Raw genomic sequence first — 24,713 nt, 5'->3', positions numbered from 1 at the left:
GGGGCTCGGGAAGCGGTGAGGCGGAGCCTCATCACTTCCAGAGCCAAGGCTGATCGCTTCGCTGGATGAGGTGTTGTCAATAAAAATAACGGTTTCTACCTGTGCTTCGCACAGGCAGACACTCCGTGATTTTTTTGACAAAGCGAAATCGGGGGGTGAGAAATGAACAGCGAACTCAAATCGAGAAGCCAACACATAGGGTGTCACTGCGGTTCGGCCGAGCTACGCCCTGCTGCAAAATCTCTTGGGTGCTTAGTATCAGCGCAAGTCGTTTTGATCGTGAGATGCCGGTATACAGCATGCTCCGCTCCACAAATTCACTTTGGCTCAGAGAGCAAATGATGGATGTCTGGTACTCGCTTCCCTGCGATTTATGGATCGATATTGCGTAGGCAAGCTTCATCCCGAGCACGAACAAGTCCATCCTGGAGAGGGTTATTTCGACCCCATTGAAAATGAATATGCCGGAAATCTGGTCATCAATTGAGATAAGACCAGACATGACGCCGGTATTGCCGTTGAACAGATTGTGCTCATAGCTGTTCTGAGTGACGATTACAGGGTCGTTAATCCGCAGCCAATACTTGCCCATCCATATACCTTGCGCCTCATCAGTTTGCTGAAAAGCGCTTTGTAGGTAGTTGTTTATTTTGTGGCCGGAATCAGGCATCCGGTCAGACATGTGGGGCGTAAGGATTTGGGCGTCTGGGATGATTTGTTTGATTGACGCCAGATGGGCGAGCAAATCCTTAGTGTTGGTGCAGTGGATCAAAAACACTCCGTCTCGCTCGCCTCTCCAGGCTGGGAGGGTGTTTAGCTGCCCTGATCGAACCTGCATGGCGGTTTTCTGAAGGTCACTATCGCCGATAGTCCTGTGAATTTTAGTCAGATGCGTCGATGGCATCGCCGTCGATTTCGCCAGGACGTGAAAGAAGACTCCATAGCCCACAGGGGATAGCTGACCGGTATCCCCTACAAGCAGGAGGGAGAGTTCTTTCTTGGCGAAAGCATTCAGAAGCTTCAGCATGAGTGCAATATCAACCATGCTGGCCTCATCGACTATCACAAGCGGATCGCCTCCATTGGTGATGCCCGAGTCCTTGCTGCCGATCTTTATCAAGAAGTTGTGAATGGTAAAAGTGTCTCGACCAATTGCTTCCTTAGCCCGCTCTTTAGCCTTACCGCTCAGCGCCAGGATATGTACGGGACGATAGCCGGAAGCAACATCGACGATAGCCTTCAGTACTGTTGTTTTTCCCGTGCCCCCGAATCCGGTGAGCGTGCTGAACCGGTTAGTGAGGGCCATGAGCACCGCACCTTTTTGCTCTGGGGTGAAGGAATGTCCAGAGGAAATTTCGCTGCGTAGGCAGTAGTTCTCAATCGCGTGCTCTAGTTCCTGTGGCGAGCCATGGAGTAGCGAACTCTGAGCGGTAAGTAGATTTCCTACGCACTGCTCAAGTTGACTCTCAACGAGGGCGGCCCCCAGTGGCTGTAGCAACGTTACGCCGTGCAGCTTTTTCACACACACGGCACGACGATCAAGGGCACAAGTGATAGCGAGATCAGCCAGCGCAGAAGACGACAGTTTCTGACTCAGCTCATTTCTGAGTTCGCCAACCGGGCAGGCTGTATGTCCTTGATCCAAACGGAGGTACAACAGATTTTCAACGATGCCGGCCAACCTGCGAGGATCATTGGGAGCGATACCTAACTTGGATGCAGCGGCCTCCACAATTTTCCACATGTTAGGGTGAATGCCTTGAAACGCAATCAAGCTGTACGGGTTGCGCTTCAGGCGCTCCACTGTGTCCGTTTGGCAGACTCTGAGGATGCTTTTAGCGAGGGCTGGGTCGAAATGGTGCTCCATGAGAAATTCAATAGTTGAAATCTCGTTCTGCAATGTCGTCCAAGCATCTACGAGTTTTTGAGCAAGTTCTGGATTGATCACGTCTGCTAAGTGACTGACCTTTCCGGCAGTTAGAGTCTGAGCAAGGTTCTCTGCTCCAAACTCTCTGATAAGTTTCGAAACTTTTGCCTTGCCGAATGAAAGCCCCCTAAATGCTGGGTGTTTTATGAGCAAACGCTCCACATACGCAGCAATAGGCAGGCTCACAATGTGGCAGCTTTCGACTAGAACAAAGTCCCTGAATTGATCGTGGCCTACGATTGAACCCTTGAATTGCCAGCACTCGCCGGGTTGTGGCACGCGAGTGATGATTTTATAGCTAGCTTTACAGGTGTAGATTTTGTTTTCGCCAAGGATTCGGCCAGAAAAAATGGCACCGCCAAAGCCACCTGGCTTCACTGAACTGACTTGAATTACATTGGACAGGCTACTCATAAAATAAATGACCGCCCTGAATCGATCATCAGTTCCTGCTGGGTAGTGATTTCGGCGGCACTAGCACGAAGCAGGCGCACCTCAGCGGATAGGCGTTCGACCTGTTCTCGTAGTATCTCGTTTTCCTTGGACTTCTGTTCCAGCATCGAGCGTAGTCGGTTAGCTTCTCGGCTTTTTGAATCGGCGATATCAACCAGAACTGCCTCGGGATCTTTAGCCAAAACAAATTCGCTGCCAATGCGACGAATATCTTTGGCGATGACCTGCTCCAGGGTATCTCCATTGGGGCAAAAGACCTTCTTTGCGCTTTCGGAAAACCACTGCCGACGATTTCCGCACTCGTCAGCAATTTTGCTGAAGTTGACATCTCCGAACTGGTTGACCGGAAATTTTTTGCCAGCTTGCTCCAGCTCTAAAACATAGTCCCTGTAACGTTCGAATGGCGACCGTTTTTCTTCACTGATCGCCATGATTTTTCCCTTTTGCTTTCATCCATTGGACAAAGGGTGCAGCTAGCTCTTTTGGGACAAGTCCCTCAATCGGCTCAAGGTCATTGTATGCACAGCTAATCTTGATGGCGTCTAAATCAACAGCAAACATACTATCGCTCGCATCAAGTACCAATTTGAGGGCGCGGCAGGTTTTGTCAAATTTCGTCATGAAATCTTGATCAGTATGTTTTGAGTCCGGCAGGGTCGTAGGCGAAGCGCCATGATTACGAAGGGCTGCCCTAAGAGCCTCTACCTCCTTCTTCAGCCTTTCTGTCTCTGCTTGAAGTCCGTCTGCGCGTTGTGATGCCAGCTTCCCTACAAGCTTTTCTTTCTTGGATTCCATGCTGCCAGACGAATCCCAGTGCCTGTAGAAAAGCGGCCCGATCAGCGACCAGTATTCAGTGCTCTGGACAAGGGTTCTGTAGCCAATCTTCTTTTCATTTACGGGAAGGCCATCATTGTAGAGTTCGGCACAAAATCTGGAGAACGGCGTGATTCCGTCGAATGACGTTTTCCCCACGAAAGCTTTCAGCTTTGGAATGACCTCATCTTTAATTCGAGTGACCCTGTAATCGCGACGGCGCTGTTGGGCGCCTGCAAAACGGTTCTGCCCTGGTTTAGCTCCCTTGCTCATGCTGGAATACTCCCAGGGTTGGAAACCAGCTTCAGAATCACGTTGGGGCGGTCAAGCGCTAGGGGCTTGTCCATCGCACTGCTCAGGTCATGCAGGGAAAGGTTAAGGACTTCACACGTAGATCGAATCAGCCCCCTGAACTCATCGATCAATGTGAATCCAGTCGGGGCCTCCTGTAGCATGCGATTGAAGTCTCCAGTGAAAGCCAGGAGCTTGTTACGCGCAACCATGATCTGTTGCTTCAGCTGGGGGGTGAAATACTCCGCCTGTGACTTGGCTTCCGCAGTGCGAGCAATCAAATTGGATAAGCTGTGATTACCGAATTCGAGTTTCTCAAGGCGCTCAGAAATGATCTCAGGTCTTTCCAGCAGAAAACTAGACCGTGTCTTGATCTCACTATGCATTTGCTCAAGGCAGTGAGCGGTGACGCTCCATGAAATGACCTCTGAGGCCAAGAATTTGCGGTGGTTGGCTTTCTGCAACAGGCTTTGGGGCGATGCCCCATTTTTTCTAGCCTCGGCTATGTGGCTTTCTAGCTCGCTGCACTCATCCGTAAGCACCCGAATCAGCCCATGAATTCTGGGCAGGTGGTCGACGGTTTTGATCGAATAGTAGCAACCGCCGCAGGGCGTCCTTGACCCTGGTACGGCGCCCAAGTCTTTCATGACATCCGGCGGACACTGGTTACCAAAGGGACAAATGTGCGTTGGCATAAAAGCAAGTGAATCAATGGGTCGCTGTTTTGCAGCTTTGATTCCTGACAGCACGTCATCATTGGTTTCGCGGTCGAAGGAAATTGCACCGAAATCAACCAGCGACTTGTCTTTGTCTTGGCGGAATGCTTGTTGCAACTTGGATGTAACGTCTTCGGCCTTGATGGAGGACATTGTTGGTCGATCCAGCAACCAGCCCTGCTCAACGCTCATTTTTTGATGCTGGGCTACCGTTCTCAAATACGCTGGATCAACCTTGGCGTAATACATCACATGGGCATCAGTGGCGTGTCCTGTAAGGTGGCTGCCGATGATGTGCGGAGGAAGAATTCGGATGTACTCTGATACTACGGAGACACGACAAGAGTGCGGGGTGTGCTCAATTAGCTTGCTAGCCTCAGCTTCTAGCTTAACCGCCGCTAAAAAGTCCACCGGGTCTTCAATTGATTCCATCTCAGCCAAGGCCTCAGGCATCTGATTCGATGCTTCAACTTTCAATTGATATCGGCAGAACAAGTCAAATGAATAAATTAGCCTTTTGAAATACTTCATATAAGAATTGGGCTGAAGGGTTCCGGGTGTCATCCATTTGGGGAAGATGGTTACGATCTTTCCAAATACGCTGTCCTCATGGTCGTCATACCACACTTCCTCTGACATTGGCGAATCACTAAACCATTCCAACATGGCATACTGCCGATCCAGCAATTGAATTACGTCTTTAGAAACCGATGCGTCCCAAGCTCCATTCACCTTGTCTGTATTGATGTGGAGCTTGCAAATTGGCGGAAGCTTTCGAGAGCGGTCGATGTTCTGATCGTAGGTTCTTCTGTCAAGCCATCGGATATGGATGCTTCGGACTCCAGTCTCCAATGCAACGATATTGTGGCGAATGTAGTTAAGCTGTGGATAGAATATCCAGGAGCCATTGTTTTCCAGAGCGCGGTCAATGATTGGAACCACTGATCTAGAAATCAGATGCAGTGGTTCATACTTCATCGGCTGGTTCGAACTGCTTTTTGGAGATGAAGGGTCGAATAATGGGTTTTTGTAGAATACTAACGGAACGTAACCGAACTTCGTTGTCTGGATTACCTTCTGCGCATCATTCCAGTTTTTCGATTCTATATCAGCCCTGTATTCTTCTGCGTACAAGCTGATTTGCTCAAAATGCACCTTCTCCGACAGGTATGTGGAAAACGACTCGATGGCATAGCAGTATTGAATTAAGTAAGGAAAATGCTCGGATTCGAATGCTGCTTTATTCGTGCCGGATTTTCTTTTTACTATCGGATAATCGATGTCAACGATTGGGTTGACGAAACCCAATAAGCCTTCGTCGGAACTTGAATGAGCAGCCATATAATCAAAGTACGCGTCGATCTGGTACAGGAGTTGCTGCACTGTATTGGACGATCTCCCGGATCGAAGTTGCTTCAATAGGCCATCGAATCCATCGCCCTCTACATGTTTACGATTGAACTGGTTTGGCAAGGGCGGGAGAATACCAGCAGCCAGTAGAGTGCTGAACAAGAAGGTGTTCAGGACGGCAAGTGGTCGCCTGTAAGATTCATAGGTTTTTATTCCGCGAGCTTTTAGGCTTTCAATAAACTTGTCTTGGTATTTCAACCATACCAAAACACAATCAGAGTGTTCTTCGGGGATGTGGAAATCCCCTCTGTTAATAGCACTGGTCGATGCTTGGACATCATTTTTTATCCCGTGCTCCGAATCTTCGCGTTGGCATCGGTTCGGGTAAAGCTTCTGGATATAAGAAAAGAATGCCTTGGGAGCGATTGGGTGTCTTACCCAGTCGCTTTCACCCTTTCTGGCTGAGAGCAGGGCATCGGCACATGCTGCAACATCCACCGGATCAATATCTTCTATTTTGTACCAGTTGGTTGCTCGTATCAGCCTCCACGCATACCATCCGAAATTGTCTAGAGCGGATGCCTGCATCACTGTGCGAATATCGGGTATGTCCGTATATTCGACATGTGTTGCAAAAGGGAGGCTCACCAGCGCTAAGACTTCTGGATATGTTGATGCTGCGAATTCTTTGAAGTTTCCGCCAGTGACAGCATCTTTAACGGTTGGCTTTTTCAGTGTCACAGGCAGAAGAGCCGCACCCACATGCCAAAGAAAATGTAGGATAAGTAAAGAATCTTGCTGAAGTCGCTCTAAAGAGGACTTATTAAGCCAATCATGTGCGTTTGGAGGAAGAACGCGTTTTGCTAACTCAGCTGTTGGAGTCTTCTGAGCGCATAAATAAATGCTTTGTACCCAGTTCTCATCGTAGAGAGGCGAGAGAGAGGGATCAAGGTGGTTGTCGAATAGGCGGAAGATAGAAGCCTGATAAAACTCGTTCCTTGACGAGCTTGTTACCTTGCTTGGTGAAATATAAGCTCCGTTGTATAGCTCTTTTTTCACACACTCCTTGGAGTGAGAAATGGCAAGCTTTATCGACTCAGAAAGCTCCAGTCCTGATTTGATAATCAACACATCACGGGTAAGGTTGATCATACGATCGTACCTTCGATTCTCATGGCTTCTTGTTGCAAAACCTCCAGCTGGCGGATGTAAAACTCTTGTCGTATGGTGTTCATCGACTGCTCGCCGCGCAGGGTTATGTATTGGTTGGCGTGCTGGAAGTATGCATCAATCAAATCGGTGTCGTGCTTTGCGTACTTCATTGTAGAAGTGATGTTGGAGTGCCCCATCAGAATTTTGACGTATGTTAGCGGGAGGCCTGGTGTTTCCTGGCCAGGAACAGGCATGTAATTCAGCGTATAGGTTCCGTACATGTGCCTTAGGGAGTGCAGGCTGATCCCCTTGCAGTCGGCCAGACCTGCTCTGCTAGCATAGCTCTTGAACGTTTTATCTCGGCTGCTTCTGTCACTGGTGAAGTATGGCCTTCCATCGATATCTTGGAATAGGAAGTCATGCCCGCAACTAGAGTTATATTCCAGGGCCAAATACTGCTCCAGATGCTCAAAAAATATCTTACCGAAAGGTTCTATTAGGAACGTAATTTCTGTGTCGCGACCTTTCCACGCGAGCAGGCGGTGCTCCTCTTCAGTTATGCCTGGATTTTTTCTTGAAAAGGGATCTCTCAAATATACGGCTAAATTGTCAGCGTCAACATCGATGAGCCTCACTTGAAGTGCTTCGCTCGTGCGGCCCCCGGATGCAGCCAGCAGCGCATAAATGGCCATGTCACGGTGAAAAACCTTGGATCTCTTAGGTCTTTCTTGGCGAACGAGAGACACAGATGTTTCGATAGGAAAGGCGACCGTTTTATAGGCCTCTTTATCGTTTTTTCTGTCCCGGCGGCTCGCACGCGGAAAGAGGGTTTCCCGCTTCCTCTTCGGGAGAGCGGCAACGAGAGCATCTCTTATCGTACCGGCTAACCAAGAGTTTGCTTTTATTGCAGATATCTCATGATTCTGTCTGTATTCAGGGCGGTTGACGTACAACCGGCTGAAAAGCGGGTCGGGCGAGATGCTGTTACGGGTTTCACAGACTTGAAGAAACCACCGGATAGAAGATTCTATCGTTTGAGCAAGTGATGACTGGCTGGTGGTCTTTTCCTTTCCAAGCTGTTCCGCCATTCTTGCGGCTATCGGGTTTGATGAGCCTTTGCCAAAAAGCAGGAAGGACTGGTAGCTGTAGATGATCGACGAAATTGAGAGTTCTACATCCGAGTCGAACTGGGAGATGGAAACCTCATACACATAGTCGATGAATCGACCTACGTGTTCAGAGTAGAGAAGATCGGTATTGAAGGCATAGCCGCGCTGAGCTAGCCACCGGGAGTAATGGGTGAATGGCTCAAACTCGCGCTGCTCATCTGGGGTCGCCGGGTCAAGGTGGAGAAGGAGGTGCGAGGCCTCGACTGTCACCGGGGCTTGAACGAGGATAAAATTTTTCATACGCACCGCTTCCAAGTACCACACCCATCAAGCATTGGGTGTGGGGTTTGCAGTGTCAACAAGAAATTTGCACGTGACGACTTTTTAGACACAATATGAAAAAGCCAGACCTGTCGGTCTGGCTCTGGAATTGGTGGGCGTCCCCGGAGTCGAACCGAAATGGGGAGTACAGGCACACTGGCGGAAACAACCTTAGGAATTTCAACAGGCGGCCGTGAATATCAAATATGCGTGTTGCCGCACATTAGCCGCACCTTTTTCCCGCTCTCATTTAGCCTTTACATTCAGGCTCCTCTCCTTACGGGCATCACCTGTTTAACGGGGCAGTTTACAGAAATATTTTCAGTCCTAGCTATGGCTGACATGTTTTTCGGTCGATATGAAAAACATCTTGCTCCATCATTTCTTTAAATAAACTGTCTTTGTAACGCTCTGCATAGGGCAGTGTCGTAACGTATCGATCAGCGCTGTGCGTTCCATTCAGCTCAAGCGGATGGGCACCATCAGTGGCGAAAATGCTGCTTGGATCGTGATCCTGGATCTCGTCCTCGGAAACCTTTCTGTACACAGGCTGGTAGATCGTCCCATGGTCGGCCCGCAGGTAGTACGTTGGGTACTTAGTTACCTTGTCTAGAAGGATTGCACCGGCAGTGAATCGAGCAGGGCCGTTCACTGTGCGAACCTTGCCATCTGAGAGCTTGTAAGTACCATTTCTAGTGTGCAGCTCCATCACGAAGTTATCTATAGACCGAAGCGGCTTGCTGACTGGTACGCCCTTGCTGGTGACGTAAACGAGGAATGCATCAGACAGGGTTTCTGATGACAGCGAGCTACCATCAATGAACTCAACAACTCCACCGGCCAGCGCTCGTTCAAGGTTAGTGGCTGCGATCAGTAGTGGTTTTAAAGAATGGTCAGCGGCCTTTGCACGATCCAGAAGGTGCAGCATGTTCAGATCGTCCTGCCCCGAGGGAACCCTATCGGTACGTTGGACCAAAAAAGACTCTTTAAAAATACCCCGCCAGCTATCCAAGCACTCGTTTTTGGAATCCCAGATCACAAGTTGGTCATCCAATCGCAGAGGTAAGCGCGTTGAGCGCAGTGCCTCGATGAGCATGTGCAAAGGCGCGAAATAATCACCGTCCTTTTCTCGAAAGCGAACAATTAGCCCTTCATCTTTACCCGCGATCAAGCCATCCAATGACCACTGACCGATTTCAGCCGTTTGGCCCGTCCAAACCATGAGAGAGATTTCGGAATGCTTGGGGATGCCATGGGCATCAAGCTTCATCAAAGCGCTCACTTCCTCCTGGTTAAGATCACAGGGAGGCGGTTGGCTCAAAGATTTTTGACGTGGAGTTTTCTCAAGACTGTCGATGATTTTTTCATAGTCTTCTTCCCCCGTGGAGAAGCCACCGGACTCACAGAATTCTTCCCACTCGCTCATTTTATTTGGCTTTAACTGGGTAGCGATGATCGAAGAGGGCGGTGTAGCTCTTGTAGAGAGCGTCATACCGCTCCCATGACGTTGCCCCACTCGGTGAGTAGGTTTTGATGTTGATGGTCGTGCCCTTAATCGCCGTCTTGCCTTTGTACAGAACAGTGTTGGCCATCTCGTAGTAGTCGATGAGCTTTTCGTCAGTCGCGTTCACAGGCACGGGATAGCGTCCAGCCCATACAACGCTGTGCTGATAGAAATTCAGGATCTTCCTCTGAGCAGGGTTTCTCTTCACTCCAAGCAAATGAGCCAATAGGTTCAAGTCGTGATGCTCTGGTGGGTTAAGACCTAGGCTTACAAGCACTGACTTCATTGCTACTTCCAGCGAGAGCCCGCAGAGCATGTGGTAAACGTGGTAACAGGCAAGGTGCATGTCGAACCCTTCACCTAAACCAAGCTCCCTAGCTGCGTCATGGCCACGCCCGTTTGACATGGAAAGCCAAATGGCACCCGCAGAGGCATGAAGGTCGTTAGCACGATTCCGCCAATGATTTTGATGGCTCTTGTCGTCCACCAGCGTGGGCCGTTGGTGGTGCTGGTAATCCTCATACTCTGGGAAATCTTCTTCCACGTTCAGTCCCTAGTGACAGACGAAAAAAAGCCCCAATAGGCCGGGGCTTCATGCTAGCAGTTTGGAACCATCAAGCGATGGGTGTACCCCTCGAAAGCGGTTTTCTCGGTGATAGCCTCAATGATGTTTGGTCGTGTACCCAAGTGGTATCAGTTCAACGCTGATACATCTTGGTATAGGCGCCTCAAATGCTGGTCCGACATGTCCAGAATCGGCTCGTACATGAACGAGTTCAGGTGGATGTTTTCCGGCGTCATCAGCGTGACACGTTGCAGTATCTGAATCGCTTCGACTTGATCTGAAAATGTTTCCTTGTATCGCCGCAGCAGGGCGGGTGTTTGATTCGAGTTGATACTGGCGAGCCAATCGTCATCATTGATCTGGGCGCCCATGAACTTCTCAGCCAACAGTCGCGTGGCAATAGCAAGTACAACCTTGTTTTCGAAATTGATACCATCCGGCGCCTGCAAGCAGGCCTTAGCCTCAAAGTCTATGATTTCAAGAACTGTTTCTGCTCCGTTTGGGGACCTTCCCGTGGCGCCAAAGAGTCGGTCATAGATGCCGTCCAGATCTGCAACAGTGATCTGGTTTGACCTTGCCTTCCAGTGCAAAAGGGCGGTCAACAGATCGTAATCAGCGTCGCCATCGCCTTTGGTGTACTCGATTAAGTTTCGCATGAAAGGAATGCAACCGATCTTCTTGCGACGATCCCCGTAGAAGTTGGGTTTCCAAGAGTTCATGAAGATATTTTTGATGCCGATTGCCTCTTCCAGCTTCACCCCGGCGCTGGTTTTAGACACCATGAAGCAATTGCTTCGCCGCACTAGGTTACGGCTTTCGATGGTGCGATAGAAGTCAAAGTTATGAGTCAGGATCAGTTGTTTGAAGGTGCGATCTTCGGCGAGGTCGGTTAGGTATTGGATAATTGCATACTTATTTTTGTAGTCGAACGAATCCGCAATGTCATCAACAACCACCAAAGTTTCTTTGCCAGACTGACGCCGTACTTCAATGTCGAATAGCATGTTGAGCACATAGAACGCTTTCTTCTCGCCGGTACTGAGTGTTTGCAGCAAGGCCTCACGACCGACCTGAACCTCCTCTTCCCCATCTTGGAAGACGAAGCCTAGGCGCAGTACTGCTTCCTGGCCGAGCATCACTTCAACTTTGTTGATCGCCTCCAGCCGGAAAGGCACGACAAAACGATCATTAAAGATGTCGATGACGGCTTGCCATTGCGTCCCTTCGCGGGCGGCTTGCTCTTGGATTTCCTTAGTGCGAATTGCAGCAGCCTGAACCTTCTCCAGTAAATTAACGTACAGCTCATAATTCGCTTTGATGTATGACTTCCAGAGTTTTTCCTTGAACGCCGGCAGGTCAACCAGTTCGGGCAGCAGTTCCTCGTGCTCCTGCAAATAGGCCTCAAAGTCGCGTAAGGTCACGTTTTTCTGAATCTGCTTTTCAAGCGTGTCAAACTTTGAACGAAGCTCTGCGTCGGTTGAGATTTTCTCCTTCTCCTCTCGTATCAGCTGTTCAAGCTGATCCTCAGAAGTAATTTCGACCCGGCTGTCGCCATTGAGACTGACGGTGTGTTTGGCTTGGAAAAATCCGTTCTCCTTCAATTGGCGCGCGACGATGGCAGCGTTGTAATAGGTGAACGTGCCCTTCTTAAAGTATTTCGAAGCTGCAAGCAGTTCATTGTATTTTTTTACGTAGTCGTCAATTGCTGTCTTGGAATCACCGTCGGCCAAAAATGCTTGGACTTTCTCGTCCATGACCGTCTCGTAGGGGATGGCTGCAAGCGGGGCGTCTGGTTGCTCTGCGATTTCATCCTTGATCCGAATCAGAGCAACGTTGAACTGGTCGGCACCGGCAGTAAAAGTTGAGGAGATTTCGCGCTCGATATCCCGCTTGGTTTTTGACTGGGTTTTAAGTGCTTTAATAAACGCAGATTTCGCGATATTTATTTCGGCATGGAGCGCTTCAAACTCTTTACGCAAATCAAAGTTCACCAGAAGAGTCGCCGTCTCTTCCTTCTGGTTGGAGACCTCTTCATAAGGACGAAGAACCAGGATGCAGTTTGATGGCAGATCCTCCCCCAATTCGTTGGTTATTGCTCGTTGAGTGGCTCGATCAGGAAAAATGCGATCTTTTGATTTGTTGCCGTCGGCGATGTCTTGGAACGTGTTAGCTAGCGAGCTTTTCATGGCGCCGTTTGGCGCATAAATGGCGACGGTCGAGGAGTTACTGAAGTCCAGAACCGCATCGAGCTTACGGATTCCGTAGCAGTTTTCCAGCGCAAGGTTCAGTTTATTCATTGCTCAACCATCCTCCATGGAAATTGGGGCATGCGTAGATAACGAATTATTGTTGCGGGGCAGTCCTTTCTGGTGAGCGAAAGGATAGCTCTGACTGGGCAATGCGCTACATTATTTTACGAGTGGACCTAGTGCCATGAGCGCTCGCAATCTCTTGTAGATCCAATCGAATTGCCAAGGATAAAGGTCAAAAAAAGTAAAATAGCCATCGGATTTATTGATGTACTATTTCGCTCGTTTCTATCCGGCAAGGTGCCGATGGAAATGAACTTGAAACTGGTGCTTGGGATTCTGTACGATTCGGGCCGGCGTACCCGTCTCAACTATCCCGGTTAGATGACGCGGAGTTTAAGCGACTCGTTGTTTCGGCAATGCGTCAGTACGGAAATCCGAGGCGGGTGCGTCACTTGTCTTTTTTGCACCACCAAGCCGCCAACGTGGCTACTTGAGTGATGTCTGCTGCACTAAGCGGGCGCTTTGTCCACTCCGTTGGATAGGTGATTTCTTCTCGAATACGAACTAGGAGCGAATGGCTCTCTCCGTCAATCGTAAGTGCCTGCCGATACCAGCACATCAGATACCTTGATTCTTTCGTCACCGAGCCGTTGACTTCTAAACCGACGAAGTTACATGTGTAACGATCTGGCGGTTTTCCGAGGAATGCTTTCAAGTGGGGAACAGCCCTAAGCGACAATGTACGTCTTGCCTCTGACTTTGAGCGTCTAGTGATGTGTCGCCAAGCCAAGCGGGTGACTTGAAGGTGGCCCACCAAAGGGTTACTCCACTGCTTTGATTTCAGCGCTTTGTATGCGCTTCGTGCTTTCGGCAGCACATCTGTGGAAAGCGGGCCAATCGTTTGTGAAGTGGTGCGATATGACCATGACGCGTAGTCGTACAGTCGAGTCAGGTCGTAACGAAGCGAGGGTCGTAGGTACTGTGTTTTTGGTATTTTGGTAGGCGTCTTGAGCGGGGTGCGCGGGTCGGTTACATACCAATAGAGCCGATCCATTGGCGGTGGTGGCACCCAGATTACCAGTCCGGGCATTCCTGTCCCTGACAGTGCTTCAAGCGTTTTTCTATCGATTGCTAACGTAATTGAATCTGCATCTGAGGTTCTACGATAAGACGGGCCTGCTTTCACTTGTGCGTGTGCAGTTATCAGCTTATTGGTTAGTGCGATATGTCGGAACGAAAGCTTTACGTCAACTTTCCCTGCGTCCTCAGCCATCGTAGTAGCTGTTGTTTCAGCGCAGGTAGCAATTCCCAGTAGGCCGGCTGCATATCGTGCAGCAGCGGCGCCGTCGGTTTTTGTATGAGAGGCTAGCGTCATTTTAGATGAGTAATCAACCAAGTTATAAACCGCACAATCTTGCCTCTTTTCCGAGTGTGTGGATAGCCTTTATCGGCATGGGGAAGCATCACGCCGGGGGGCGCAAGCGTTAGCCATTAATGATTCTATAAGCGGAAAAGTTGAGCTTGCAATGCTATCTATACCGCAGTGTGTGATAGGAAATTGATCCCACGCATGCGGTACAGATGACTGTTTCAAGTGAATGCCTATGACCGAGTAAGGTGCATAGGCTGATCCTTAATTGCTGGCGATGCTTTGCTTTACAGCTAAGCGTCCTTTCCCAGTCCCAGGGTGGTCTGCATGATCGCCAATCAGCTCTAGATACTTAGACGCAACCGGCTCATTTTTTTCAGCTGGTGGCACGTATTCTCGCTTTGGTGGAAGCAGTTTCAACGGACTTAGGATAGGCATATCGAAAAACTGCTTTCTGATCTCCCTGGCGAGAACCTCGGCGACTAGGGAAGGGACGGCATTCCCAAGCATCCTCTGCACCTCCGTACGGCCACACTCAAGGCGTAAATCGTCCGGAAAGGTTTGAAGCCTGCACAATTCACGAAAGCTAAGGCGTCGGTTATTCCAATGGAAGGGGCCGATGGACGAGCCTGGTTGCGCTTGGATAGTCCAGGACGGTAGCTTCTTTGAAAGTTTAAGTAAAAAGCTCCAATAGCGTGTCCGCCATCCAAATAAAGGTAGTCCGCCACTGCGGCTCGTGTGCCAGAGATAGTTTTCTCCTTCTGGGATGCTGGGAAGCAGGTCAGCCCATTTGCCACCCACCTTTAGTCCGGCTTCATCGGGCGACGGTTCAGGTAGGTCGCCAATAGCATCCCAAGCGGTTCGGAAGGGTTCTAACTCGGAAAAGAGATCCTGGGCAATATCACTTGGCTTCGCATGTGTGGGTGATGGAAATTTGAACGTTTTTCCGTCTCTAGAGCCGACGAGAAAAACACGCTCTCTCGTTTGAGGAACTCCAAATCCTGCACAATTGATAACCGTCCAGGTAACCTTATAGTTCGTACCTGTCTCTTTGTTAATCAGCTCAATGCCATCCAATATATGCCGAAGGCCCTCATCTTTTCCCTGATAAGCGAGGCCATAAACATTCTCTAGCAGAAACGCGCGGGGGCGTGTATCTCGCAATACTCTCAGGTAGCCGGTTAGGGTATCAGCGCGGGGGTCATCGAGTCGAAGCGCGTCCCCTTTAGCCCAGTAGCCTGCCTTCGAGAAAGGCTGGCACGGTGGGCCACCGATCAAAACGTCAGCTTCGCCAGGGAGCAATCCTGCTTTTTCGAGAATCAGCGAGGAAGGAACATCGTTGATATCACCTTCAATCACTGCCCATGAAGGACGGTTCAGGCGCATTGCCGCGCAGGCATGGCGATCAAGCTCCAGTGCTACTTGGGTTTCGAAGCCCGCGGCTTCGAATCCAAAATCAAGTCCGCCGATACCGGAAAAAAGGCTAATCGTCTTTAACATTGAGGCTCTAACTGAGTAAAGTGAGTTTCCATAGGCGTTGTAACCGCATTCTTTTAGCCTACCGCAAATAAACTGTACTGTCAATACAAGAACATATGATCTACGTGAAATTGAGAGAGGCCATGGATTCCTACAGGCAACGCACGGGAGTGCGTTTGACCTACGAAACTATCGCTGAGCGCACCGGAATTTCTGTGGCGACGTTGCAGTCGCTCGCTGCTAGGCCTGGCTACAACACCCGACTCAGCACGATAGAGAAACTATGTCGAATTCTTGAGTGCAGTCCGGGGGACTTGCTGGGGTTTAAGGCTGAAAACGAATAAAACACAATCTAAAAAAGGGAATTAAATGGATATTAATAAGCCGCGCGCGCAAGAAATAGTGCGTGCGGAAGCTACTGCACTGGATCAAGGGGCAGAGGCGGATGCAGTATGGGTCCAGAAAATAGAGCATCTTTCACAGCTTTGCCTAGGACAAGCGCAGACCCATATCGCGTTCATCGGTACACAAATTCTCGCGAAGTCAGTTAATCGAAATGTCGATCTGTATGCCATAAAGCCAAGGCATGCCGTGGGCAATGACCGGGCTTACTCTGCTCGGTCATTGTGTCATGGTGTATTGGTTCCGCTATCAGCAGATTTGGGTTTCCACATCGGTGTGACCGGCCGAGAGCCTTTGAACAATCAACCTTACTTTAGGATGACTCACCTGGGTGACCAGACCCCCGTTCATTCGATGAGTGCTGTAGCGTTTGCATACATGCTAGTTTTGGTGGACGAACTCCAGCAAATGAATAGCGAGGAGCAAGCTAGGACAGCCTTGCGAGCATTTATATCAGTGCGTAGGGGCTACCAGCCGAGATATTTCACCTCATCAGGGGCCATCAGTGTTAGGCCTGAGACGTTAGCATCAGTGATCTTCACCTTCGTTCAGGGCGATTCCGAAAGCGGTCGTCGGGCGCAGGCAGCGGTTGCGGGACTTATGGATGCTGCGGTCGGTCCTGCACGTGTGGAGAGTGGTCGCATTAATGATCCGAGTCGTGACTCTCCGGGCGATGTATGTGTTCGGAGTGAACTCCAGCCTGAGATATGGGAGAAAGCATTTGAGGTCCGAGACAAACCTGTTTCATCGGGTGATGTTCAGGTATTCGGGCAAAAATGTGTATCTATGGGAGTGAGAGAGGTGGCGCTTGTCATGCTTTCAACTCAGCAGCCCATGCTGGACACAATCTATTTGGACGACTGGGCGCATGGGCTTGGGATTGGCCTCACCCTTTTTTATGGTTGGGAAAGTATCGTAGGCCAAGCATTGTTCTGGTCGGGTTTGCCCAAGCCCGAAGCGGCAGTGCAGGCTGTGCGGCAGATTACTGAAAGGCTTATAGCTATTGAAGCCTCGGCGTTTTTCAAGGTACTTGTCGCGTCAACCGTCCTACTATGCCGCTCTTTTCTCGGCCTGCTGCTCCCGATCCGGGTTCAGCATCACCGTGCCGATCGGTTCCCAGTTACGCGTCCGACCTGACCAGCGCTCCGGGGTTTTCTCCTTGGCTCGTTTGTACAGCTCATGGCGCTGCGCCAGGATCTGATGGTCCAGTCCTCGATGCCGCTCAGCCGGTGTGACGAAGCGGATGCGGCTATGCCGGTGCTCGTTGTTGTACCAACGCATGAAATCCCTCACCCAGGCCCGTGCGGCGTCCAAACTGGCAAAACCATTCACTGGCCATTGCGGGCAATATTTCAGCGTTCTAAACAGCGACTCCGAGTAGGGATTATCATTGCTCACACGCGGGCGACCGCGGGACGGCGTGATGCCCAGGTCGTACATCTTGCTCAACAGCGTCACCGATTTCATCGGCGCTCCGTTGTCCGAGTGCAGTACCAGCGGCTCGCGTAAACACTGCTCGCTGATCACGCTGTGCTGCAGCAGGGCCGCCGCCTTTTCGCCGCTTTCTTCTTCGTAAACCTCCCACCCCACCGCCTTGCGGCTATAAATGTCTTCGATCAAATACAGGTAGTAATACTTGCCGCGTATCGGCGACGCCATATACGTGATGTCCCAGGACCACACCTGGTTGGGCGCGTTGGCGGCATGCGTCGTCGGAGCCGCGTGCCGTCTGGGCCGCTGGCTACGGCCACGGTGCTGCTGCTGGCCTGCCGCACGCAGGACGCGATAAAACGTGGACTCCGACGCCAGATAACGCGCCTCGTCAGCCAGACGCGGAACGATCTGACTCGGCGGCAGATGGGCGTATGCCGGGCTATTGCACAGCGTCACGATGGCTTGCCGTTCGATCTCGCTCAAGGCATTACGCGGCGTAGGCCGCACGGTAGTCGTGCGGGCATCGGCTTGAACATCTTCAGTCTCGGTCCAGCGCTGCAAGGTCCTGAGCGAGAGCCCGATTTCCTGACACGCCCTGTTTTTTCGGGCCCCGGCCATGATCGCTTCGATCAACCAGGCCACCAGTAACTGCCGTTGCGGCAAAGAGGTTAGCTGTCCTCGTTGTCGATCCCCCAGTAGTCGTTGAGCTTTTTTCGCAGCACCAACAACGCGGCGGTTTCAGCCAGCGCCTTGTCTTTGCGGCGTAGTTCTCGCTCAAGTTCCTGGATACGTTTCTTGTCCTTTCGAGACTGTTCGCGGTCAACCTTTTGTTGGTTCTGAACGCCCTGCTGCCCCGTGATACAGGCTTGACGCCAAGCGCTGACGTGTTCGGGGTACAGACCTTTTCGTCGGCAATACTCACCCAGTTCGAGCTGCGACAGACCGGCGGTTTCGAGGACTACAGCGAACCGGGCTTCAGCAGACCAGGTCTGCGGGAGTGACTTGTCTTCAGGCACTGTGCTTCCTTCAGAACTGACCTTCTTGCGCCAGTTGGACAAAGACATTTCGCTGACTCCTTCGCGGCGGGAAACCTCGGCCATCGATAGGTTCAGCGGGGGAAGCAGCATCTTGAGTAATGCGGCTTTGCGTTCAGATGAATAGTACGGCACGAACAGTCTCTTTCCGCCCCCGATATGCTTTTTCAGGAAAAACCGGAGAGGCGACAACTATCCTGACACCGGGGGGCCTCGCCGGCTGGCGTGGAGCAATGGATCGCTGCTACCTGCGATGCCATAGCTGAAGAAGAGTAATTTCGGGGAATAAAAAAACCGCATCATGGATGCGGTTTTTTTTAAATGGTGGGCCTCCCCGGAGTCGAACCGGGCACCAACGGATTATGCTTACCACTTCGATTTTCACCGCCCCTTTCGGGTTCGTGGTCTGGACTGTCTCTTACCTTTCGGCCCGCCCGTACAGTCTCTACACCTTCCTCAATTCGAGGCTTGGCTCGGGATTACCACGCTTGCGCAGAGGCTTCCCCGAATTTGAGCGATTCTACCAAGGGACAGAGTTAACTTATCCCGAGGCAACCCATTTGTTCAGCACCATGCCCTGAAGGTTTAGGTACTGATCTGTTAAGTCCGCTGCTCTAACCAACATGAGCTAGAGGCCCAAAAACATCTTCAAAGCTATCAAATCGAGGGTTTAAATACCACCCTGAGTTGCATACCACATAAGAACCTACGACCAAGGGATTATGAGTCCCCTGCTCTAACCAACTGAGCTATAGGCCCTCAGTAGGCCGCGGATTATAGCGATGGTTTCTCGGCTGTGCTATCCGAAAAATCCAATACGGCTGTACGAAGAAACGTCACGGCGAATTCGTCGGGGGGAAGTGGCAGGCTGACGATGTACCCCTGGATCTGTTCACAGCCCTCCGCAGCCAGGAATTGCTGCTGTGCCTGGGTTTCGACGCCCTCGGCGATGACGGTGAATTGCATGCTGCGGCCCAGGGCGATGATTGCGCGAACAATGGCCGCATCGTGTGGGTCGTCCGGCAGGCCTCGGACGAAGGATTGGTCGATCTTGAGAATGTCCAGCGGCAGGCGTTTGAGGTAGCTCAGGGACGAATAGCCGGTGCCGAAATCGTCGATCGCCAGTTGCACGCCCAAGCGTTTGAGTTGATGCAGCACCGCCAGCGCCTCTTCGGCTTGGCTCATGATGAAGTTTTCAGTGATCTCCAGTTGCAGGAAGCCGGGTTTGAGTTGGTTGTCCTTGAGCAGTTGTTCGATCCGGCCAAGCAAGTTCGGCTGGCGCAGTTGCGCGCCTGCGAGGTTGACTGAGAGTGGGCCCAGGCACTCATAGACCCGGTTCCACTCGTACATCTGTCGGCAGGCGGTCTCAAGTACCCAGTCGCCGATTTGCAGGATCATGCCGTTTTCTTCGGCCAAGGGAATGAAGTGCTCGGGAGGCACATCGCCGAAGGTGGGGTGACGCCAGCGAATCAACGCTTCGGCGCCCACCACTCGATGATCGTCCAGACTGATTTTGGGCTGGTAGTACAAAAACAGCTCGTTGCGCTCGATGGCGCGCCGCAGTTCATGTTCCAGCGCCACACGCTCGCTGGCTTGGGCGGTGAGGTCGCGGGTGTAGCTTTCAACCCGGTTACGGCCCTTGGCCTTGGAGCGATACATCGCGGCATCGGCGTTCTTGACCAGCGTGGCGACGTCGCAGCCGTCCTGGGGATACAGGCTGGTGCCGATGCTGGCGCTGATGAAAAACTCGTGCTCGCCGGCCTGGAACGGGGCGGCGAAGCAATTGAGCAGCTTGGTGGCAATGTTGTCGGCATCGCTGGACTGTTGCAGGCCGGGGAGCAGGATGATGAATTCGTCGCCACCCAGCCGCGCCACGGTATCGATATCACGCAGCTGCTCCTTGAGGCGCACGGCGATGCCTTTGAGCAGCAGGTCACCGACCGGGTGGCCGAGGCTGTCGTTGATGTGTTTGAAGCGGTCCAGGTCGAGGAACAGCACGGCGCCCTGGCCACCGTTTTCCTGCTGGCTGTTCAGTGCGGTCAGCAGCCGACTTTCGAACAGCGTGCGGTTTGGCAGGCCAGTCAGCGGGTCGTGGTGGGCCTGGTAGTCGAGTTTGGCCTGCGCGTGCTTGAGGCTGGAAATGTCCGCGAACACCGCAACAAAGTGGGTGATGAATTTGTCCCGGTTGCGCACTGCGCTGATGGTCAGCCAACTCGGGTAGAGCTCGCCATTCTTGCGTCGGTTGGAAATCTCGCCTTGCCAATGACCGTCGGCGGTCAACTGATGCCACATCGCCGCATAAAATGCGCTGTCGTGCAGGCCCGAGGCGAGCAAGCGAGGGGTGTGGCCCAGGGCTTCGCTCTCGCTGTAACCGGTAATTTCGGTGAACGCCCGATTGACCGCGCTGATGTGCTGTTGGGTGTCGGTGATCAATACACCCTCGGCGGTGCTCTCGAACACCGTAGCGGCCTGCTGCAGCTTCTCCTGCATCAGGTGCCGCTCGGTAATGTCCCGGGCGATGGTCAGCATGCAGTTCTCATCGCCGATGGGCAGCGGCCGGCTTGAAACCTCACAGAGCCGGATCTGCCCGTCTTTGCGGCGGATGTGGCAACTGAAGTCGCGGACGAAACCGTCCCGGTGCAACAGTTCGAGCATCTGTTTGCGCTCGTTGAGATTGACCCAGATCCCCAGGTCCAGGGCCGAGCGATCCACGGACATCGCGCTGTTGAAACCGGTAATACGGCTGAAGCCTTCGTTAACCTCCAACAGCAAGCCGTCCCTCTGCCGGGATAGCAGCAAGCCGTCGGGGGAAGCATGAAAGGCTTTGGCGAATTTCTCTTCCGAGGTTTGCAGTTGCTGCTGGGTTTCCTTGAGCTGACTGATGTCCCGCACGACGACCACCAGGGCCGGGGTGGTATCGAGATCGAAAGGTTCGGCGGAAATCAGGCCGGTAAACACCTGGCCATTGCTGCGGCGAAAGGGCATCTCCAGGTTGCGGATGCTGCCGGCTTGCAAGCGCTGCAACAAACCCGGACCCACGCCGGGAACGCCCCAAATGTTCAGGTCGGTGGCGGTCTGGCCTATGACGTCTTCGGCCTTGAGGCCGATCTGTTCTTCGAACGCCTCATTGACTTCCAGCAGGCAACCGTCGGAAAGCCGCGCGATCACCAGAATATCCGGGCATTGCTGGAACACTGAAGCGAACTTCTGTTCCGACAGGCGCAGCGCCTCTTCGGTGCGCTTGGCTTCGCTGATGTCGATCATCAGCCCGCGCAGTACCGGTTCATGGGCGTGCTCGATCAGGCTGACGATATCGCGGACCCACAGGCAGCGGCCGTCAGCGGTGATGACCCGGTAATCGACGCTGTGATCGCGCCCGGCCGCCACTTCACGGTCGCAGAAAGTCTGGGCCCGGGACAGATCCGCGGGGTGGATGATGTTGCGCCAGAAGCCCGGAATCAGCCAGTGGGGCAGCGGATAACCAAGGAGGTCCTGAGCGTGAGGTGACACGTAGCTGTAGGTGTAATCGCTGATACGGGCTTCCCAGGCGATGGCCGAAAGACTCTCCACGAGCCCGCGGTAATGGTATTCGCTGCTGCGCAGCTCCTGTTCCAGAGCGACTCGACGGGCAATTTCCGAACTGAGTCGACGGTTGATCTGGATAACCACTGCCAGCACGATCATCAGAAACAGTAATCCTGGCAGGCCGTAACTCAGCACGTCGAGCCAGAAGGTTCGATGATCCAGGACGTTACCGACCCAGTGTTCCTGGATGGAACTGATTTCACTCGGGGTCATGTCTGCCAGGACTTTGTCCAGGATGCTGACCAGTAGCTTGTTGTTCGGGGGCACGGCCATCGCCAATTGGTAGCGATAGGGTGTTTCACCGCTGACGTAGAGCCCGTCGAGTTTGAGCTGGCGCAGGCTCCAGACACTGGAGGCGAGATCGCCCACTACGGCGTCCACGGCGTCGGTGGCGAGCGCCTGCAGCGCCGAGCTGACGTTAGGCATTGCCACCAGATTCAGGTCGGGATGGTGGGTGCGCAATAGTTCATGAGGGGCATAGTTTTCCACCACGGCAATCTTCAGCCCGTACAGGTCTTCGAGTTTGCGCGGTTGGGCGCCTCCGACGTGCGCCAGAATGACAATCGGAAAATCAAGATAGGGGCGGGTGAACGATAGATACGTCTGGCGCTCGGGGGTCGACATAATGCCAGGCAATATGTCCAGCTTGCCTTGTTTGGCCTGCTTCAGGACCTCGGTCCAGCTGACCGGTTCGATGGGCGTGAGTTTGATGGCCAGCCGTTGACGGATGACGTTGATGTAGTCCGCTGCCAGGCCCTGATAGCGCCCATGTTCGTCGCGAAATTCAAATGGCGGCCAGGACGCGTCTACGCCCAGTCGCAATTCCGGGTGAGCTGTCAGCCAGCTACGTTCTTCGTCGGTAAGAGTCAACGCGCCAGCCGTTGCGGTCCAGGTCATCAGCGACAGCAAAAAAAGCACGGTCGGCCATCTGGGCATAACGGTCTCGTTATGGCTGGGGGGGAATGTTTCGAGTGTAGACGGGCTATGCGGCGGGGGGGATGTACGGGGCATTTAATCTGCATAAAGCAAAACCCCCGGCCTGGGCCGGGGGTTCTGTGGATCACTCGTCGAGGAAGGAACGCAAATGCTCGCTTCTCGTCGGGTGGCGCAGCTTGCGCAGCGCCTTGGCTTCGATCTGACGAATCCGTTCACGGGTCACGTCAAACTGCTTACCAACCTCCTCGAGGGTGTGGTCGGTATTCATGTCGATACCGAAGCGCATGCGCAGAACCTTGGCTTCACGGGCAGTGAGGCCGGACAGAACTTCGCGAGTCGCTTCTTTAAGGCTCTCAACAGTGGCGACATCGATTGGCGACTGCATGGTCGAGTCTTCGATGAAGTCACCCAGATGAGAATCTTCGTCATCACCGATCGGGGTTTCCATGGAGATCGGCTCTTTAGCGATCTTCAATACCTTGCGGATCTTGTCCTCAGGCATTTCCATGCGTTCGCCCAGCTCTTCCGGGGTCGGTTCGCGACCCATTTCCTGCAACATCTGCCGGGAAATACGGTTGAGCTTGTTGATCGTCTCGATCATGTGCACCGGAATACGGATGGTGCGGGCCTGGTCGGCGATCGAGCGAGTGATCGCCTGACGGATCCACCAGGTGGCATAAGTCGAGAATTTATAGCCGCGGCGGTATTCGAACTTGTCTACCGCTTTCATCAGACCGATGTTGCCTTCCTGGATCAGATCGAGGAATTGCAGGCCACGGTTGGTGTACTTCTTGGCGATGGAGATCACCAGACGCAAGTTCGCTTCAACCATCTCTTTCTTCGCGCGGCGGGCCTTGGCCTCACCGATCGACATACGACGGTTGATGTCCTTGATCTCGGCGATCGTCAAACCGGTTTCGGTTTCCAGCGCGGTCAGCTTCTGCTGGCAACGAATGATGTCCGGTTGCAGGCGACCAATGGCTTCAGCGTATTTGCTTTTGCCTTTGGCCAGTGCGTCGGTCCAGCTTTCGTCGACTTCGTGGCCCGGGAACTGGCGCAGGAAGTCGGCACGCGGCATACGGGCATCACGAACGCACAGTTGCATGATCGCGCGCTCTTGCTGACGCAGACGATCCAGGGCACTGCGAACACGCTCGACCAAGCCTTCGAATTGCTTCGGCACCAGTTTGATCGGCATGAACAGCTCAGCCAGGACTACCAGCTCGGCAATTGCCAGCTTGTTGCCACGACCGTGCTTTTTCAGGGCCTTGCGGGTGATTTCCATCTGATCGGCGACAGCGCCAAAGCGCTGTGCGGCGATGACCGGATCCGGACCGCTTTCGGCTTCTTCTTCGTCATCGCTCGCTTCGGCGTCATCGTCGTCGGTGTCGTCGGCAGCTGGAGCTGCTTTCGGGTCGACAGGCGGTGGCACTTCGGCTGCAGGCGGCGCAATGCCGTCGTCCGGGTCGATATAACCGCTCAGGACGTCGGACAGGCGGCCACCTTCGGTGGTGACGCGAGTGTACTCGGAGAGAATATGGTCAACCGTGCCAGGGAAGTGCGCGATTGCGCCCATCACTTCGCGGATGCCCTCTTCAATACGTTTGGCGATTTCGATCTCGCCTTCACGTGTGAGGAGCTCTACCGTACCCATTTCACGCATGTACATGCGCACTGGGTCGGTGGTGCGACCAATGTCGGTCTCGACCGCTGCCAACGCTGCTGCTGCCTCTTCGGCCGCGGCTTCGTCGGTATCGGCGTCGGCCAGCATAAGGGAATCCTTATCTGGCGCAACCTCGAATACGTTGATCCCCATGTCATTAATCATGCGGATGATGTCTTCCACCTGTTCCGGATCTGAAATATCCTCCGGCAGGTGGTCGTTGACCTCCGCGTAAGTCAGGTAGCCCTGCTCACGACCCAGTGTGATCAACTCTTTGATACGAGACTGCTGTTGCGCTTTTCCGGACATAACACCCTATCCACTGAAGGTCTTGGCGGGCAAAAAACAAGCCGAGGAT

At 52.6% G+C, this 24,713-nt stretch carries 15 protein-coding genes; 2 read left to right on the top strand and 13 right to left on the bottom strand.

Translation table 11 applies throughout. The annotated features are described in order from the left end of the window. Window positions 1-175 precede the first annotated feature (175 nt). From ACYZT2_RS26210 to ACYZT2_RS26165, 10 genes are all read right to left on the bottom strand, one after another. Window positions 176-2,341, bottom strand: coding sequence for an AAA family ATPase (locus tag ACYZT2_RS26210; RefSeq protein ID WP_461968547.1), 2,166 nt, complete (start codon window positions 2,339-2,341; stop codon window positions 176-178). Then, the gene (locus ACYZT2_RS26205; protein WP_150295716.1) at window positions 2,338-2,811 is read right to left on the bottom strand and encodes a hypothetical protein; all 474 of its coding nucleotides are present in this window, start codon (window positions 2,809-2,811) and stop codon (window positions 2,338-2,340) included. The genes ACYZT2_RS26210 and ACYZT2_RS26205 overlap by 4 nt, the downstream gene beginning before the upstream one ends. Beyond that, a complete protein-coding gene (locus ACYZT2_RS26200) occupies window positions 2,798-3,466 on the bottom strand; it encodes a hypothetical protein (protein WP_461968544.1) in 669 nt (222 codons plus the stop codon). The genes ACYZT2_RS26205 and ACYZT2_RS26200 overlap by 14 nt, the downstream gene beginning before the upstream one ends. Continuing rightward, window positions 3,463-6,702 (bottom strand): hypothetical protein, encoded by a 3,240-nt coding sequence (locus tag ACYZT2_RS26195; RefSeq protein WP_461968542.1) that lies wholly within the window; start codon window positions 6,700-6,702, stop codon window positions 3,463-3,465. Before ACYZT2_RS26195 ends, ACYZT2_RS26200 begins: the two co-directional genes overlap by 4 nt. After that, the gene (locus ACYZT2_RS26190; protein ID WP_461968540.1) at window positions 6,699-8,111 is read right to left on the bottom strand and encodes a tyrosine-type recombinase/integrase; all 1,413 of its coding nucleotides are present in this window, start codon (window positions 8,109-8,111) and stop codon (window positions 6,699-6,701) included. Before ACYZT2_RS26190 ends, ACYZT2_RS26195 begins: the two co-directional genes overlap by 4 nt. Window positions 8,112-8,463: 352 nt before the next feature. Further along, window positions 8,464-9,558, bottom strand: a complete 1,095-nt coding sequence (locus tag ACYZT2_RS26185; RefSeq protein WP_461968538.1) for a hypothetical protein — start codon at window positions 9,556-9,558, stop codon at window positions 8,464-8,466. A gap of 1 nt (window position 9,559) precedes the next feature. Beyond that, window positions 9,560-10,180, bottom strand: a complete 621-nt coding sequence (locus ACYZT2_RS26180; protein WP_461968536.1) for a HEPN domain-containing protein — start codon at window positions 10,178-10,180, stop codon at window positions 9,560-9,562. A 149-nt stretch (window positions 10,181-10,329) separates the two neighbouring features. Next, window positions 10,330-12,498: a hypothetical protein gene (locus ACYZT2_RS26175; protein ID WP_461968534.1), complete on the bottom strand. Its 2,169-nt coding sequence runs from the start codon at window positions 12,496-12,498 to the stop codon at window positions 10,330-10,332. A 403-nt stretch (window positions 12,499-12,901) separates the two neighbouring features. Then, window positions 12,902-13,849 carry a hypothetical protein gene (locus tag ACYZT2_RS26170; RefSeq protein ID WP_461968532.1) on the bottom strand — a complete coding sequence of 316 codons (948 nt, stop codon included), beginning with the start codon at window positions 13,847-13,849 and terminating at the stop codon, window positions 12,902-12,904. Between the two features lie 237 nt (window positions 13,850-14,086). Continuing rightward, window positions 14,087-15,322 (bottom strand): DNA cytosine methyltransferase, encoded by a 1,236-nt coding sequence (locus ACYZT2_RS26165; RefSeq protein ID WP_461968530.1) that lies wholly within the window; start codon window positions 15,320-15,322, stop codon window positions 14,087-14,089. Window positions 15,323-15,417: 95 nt separating this feature from the next. Here ACYZT2_RS26165 and ACYZT2_RS26160 point away from each other — a divergent pair, with 95 nt between their 5' ends. Together ACYZT2_RS26160 and ACYZT2_RS26155 are read left to right on the top strand one after the other, a co-directional pair. After that, window positions 15,418-15,645: a helix-turn-helix domain-containing protein gene (locus ACYZT2_RS26160; protein WP_461968528.1), complete on the top strand. Its 228-nt coding sequence runs from the start codon at window positions 15,418-15,420 to the stop codon at window positions 15,643-15,645. 25 nt (window positions 15,646-15,670) lie between these two features. Further along, window positions 15,671-16,840, top strand: coding sequence for a restriction endonuclease, SacI family (locus tag ACYZT2_RS26155; protein ID WP_461968526.1), 1,170 nt, complete (start codon window positions 15,671-15,673; stop codon window positions 16,838-16,840). On the opposite strand, the gene ACYZT2_RS26150 is transcribed toward ACYZT2_RS26155, so the two are convergent. From ACYZT2_RS26150 to rpoD, 3 genes are all read right to left on the bottom strand, one after another. Then, window positions 16,754-18,306, bottom strand: a protein-coding gene (locus ACYZT2_RS26150; protein ID WP_461966318.1) for an IS3 family transposase whose coding sequence is annotated in 2 segments (ribosomal slippage) — window positions 16,754-17,844 and window positions 17,844-18,306 — 1,554 coding nt in all. Because the reading frame shifts where the segments join, the coding sequence is not laid out codon by codon here. The two genes, ACYZT2_RS26155 and ACYZT2_RS26150, sit on opposite strands and share 87 nt — an antisense overlap. 639 nt (window positions 18,307-18,945) lie before the next feature. Further along, complete coding sequence (locus ACYZT2_RS26145; RefSeq protein ID WP_461968524.1) at window positions 18,946-22,692, bottom strand: bifunctional diguanylate cyclase/phosphodiesterase; 3,747 nt, start codon at window positions 22,690-22,692, stop codon at window positions 18,946-18,948. A 124-nt stretch (window positions 22,693-22,816) separates the two neighbouring features. Then, window positions 22,817-24,664 carry an RNA polymerase sigma factor RpoD gene (rpoD, locus tag ACYZT2_RS26140; protein ID WP_253552252.1) on the bottom strand — a complete coding sequence of 616 codons (1,848 nt, stop codon included), beginning with the start codon at window positions 24,662-24,664 and terminating at the stop codon, window positions 22,817-22,819. Between the last annotated feature and the right edge of the window lie 49 nt (window positions 24,665-24,713).

It is taken from the genome of Pseudomonas sp. MDT1-85 (assembly GCF_054898065.1).
This window is presented reverse-complemented; position numbering and strand designations above follow the sequence as displayed.

Coding starts and splice junctions, on each gene's coding strand:
- rpoD (WP_253552252.1), bottom strand. CDS start 24,664: ATGTCCGGAAAAGCGCAACAGCAGTCTCGTATCAAAGAGTTGATCACA.
- ACYZT2_RS26200 (WP_461968544.1), bottom strand. CDS start 3,466: ATGAGCAAGGGAGCTAAACCAGGGCAGAACCGTTTTGCAGGCGCCCAA.
- ACYZT2_RS26195 (WP_461968542.1), bottom strand. CDS start 6,702: ATGATCAACCTTACCCGTGATGTGTTGATTATCAAATCAGGACTGGAG.
- ACYZT2_RS26185 (WP_461968538.1), bottom strand. CDS start 9,558: ATGAGCGAGTGGGAAGAATTCTGTGAGTCCGGTGGCTTCTCCACGGGG.
- ACYZT2_RS26160 (WP_461968528.1), top strand. CDS start 15,418: ATGATCTACGTGAAATTGAGAGAGGCCATGGATTCCTACAGGCAACGC.
- ACYZT2_RS26155 (WP_461968526.1), top strand. CDS start 15,671: ATGGATATTAATAAGCCGCGCGCGCAAGAAATAGTGCGTGCGGAAGCT.
- ACYZT2_RS26210 (WP_461968547.1), bottom strand. CDS start 2,341: ATGAGTAGCCTGTCCAATGTAATTCAAGTCAGTTCAGTGAAGCCAGGT.
- ACYZT2_RS26175 (WP_461968534.1), bottom strand. CDS start 12,498: ATGAATAAACTGAACCTTGCGCTGGAAAACTGCTACGGAATCCGTAAG.
- ACYZT2_RS26190 (WP_461968540.1), bottom strand. CDS start 8,111: ATGAAAAATTTTATCCTCGTTCAAGCCCCGGTGACAGTCGAGGCCTCG.
- ACYZT2_RS26205 (WP_150295716.1), bottom strand. CDS start 2,811: ATGGCGATCAGTGAAGAAAAACGGTCGCCATTCGAACGTTACAGGGAC.
- ACYZT2_RS26165 (WP_461968530.1), bottom strand. CDS start 15,322: ATGTTAAAGACGATTAGCCTTTTTTCCGGTATCGGCGGACTTGATTTT.
- ACYZT2_RS26145 (WP_461968524.1), bottom strand. CDS start 22,692: ATGCCCAGATGGCCGACCGTGCTTTTTTTGCTGTCGCTGATGACCTGG.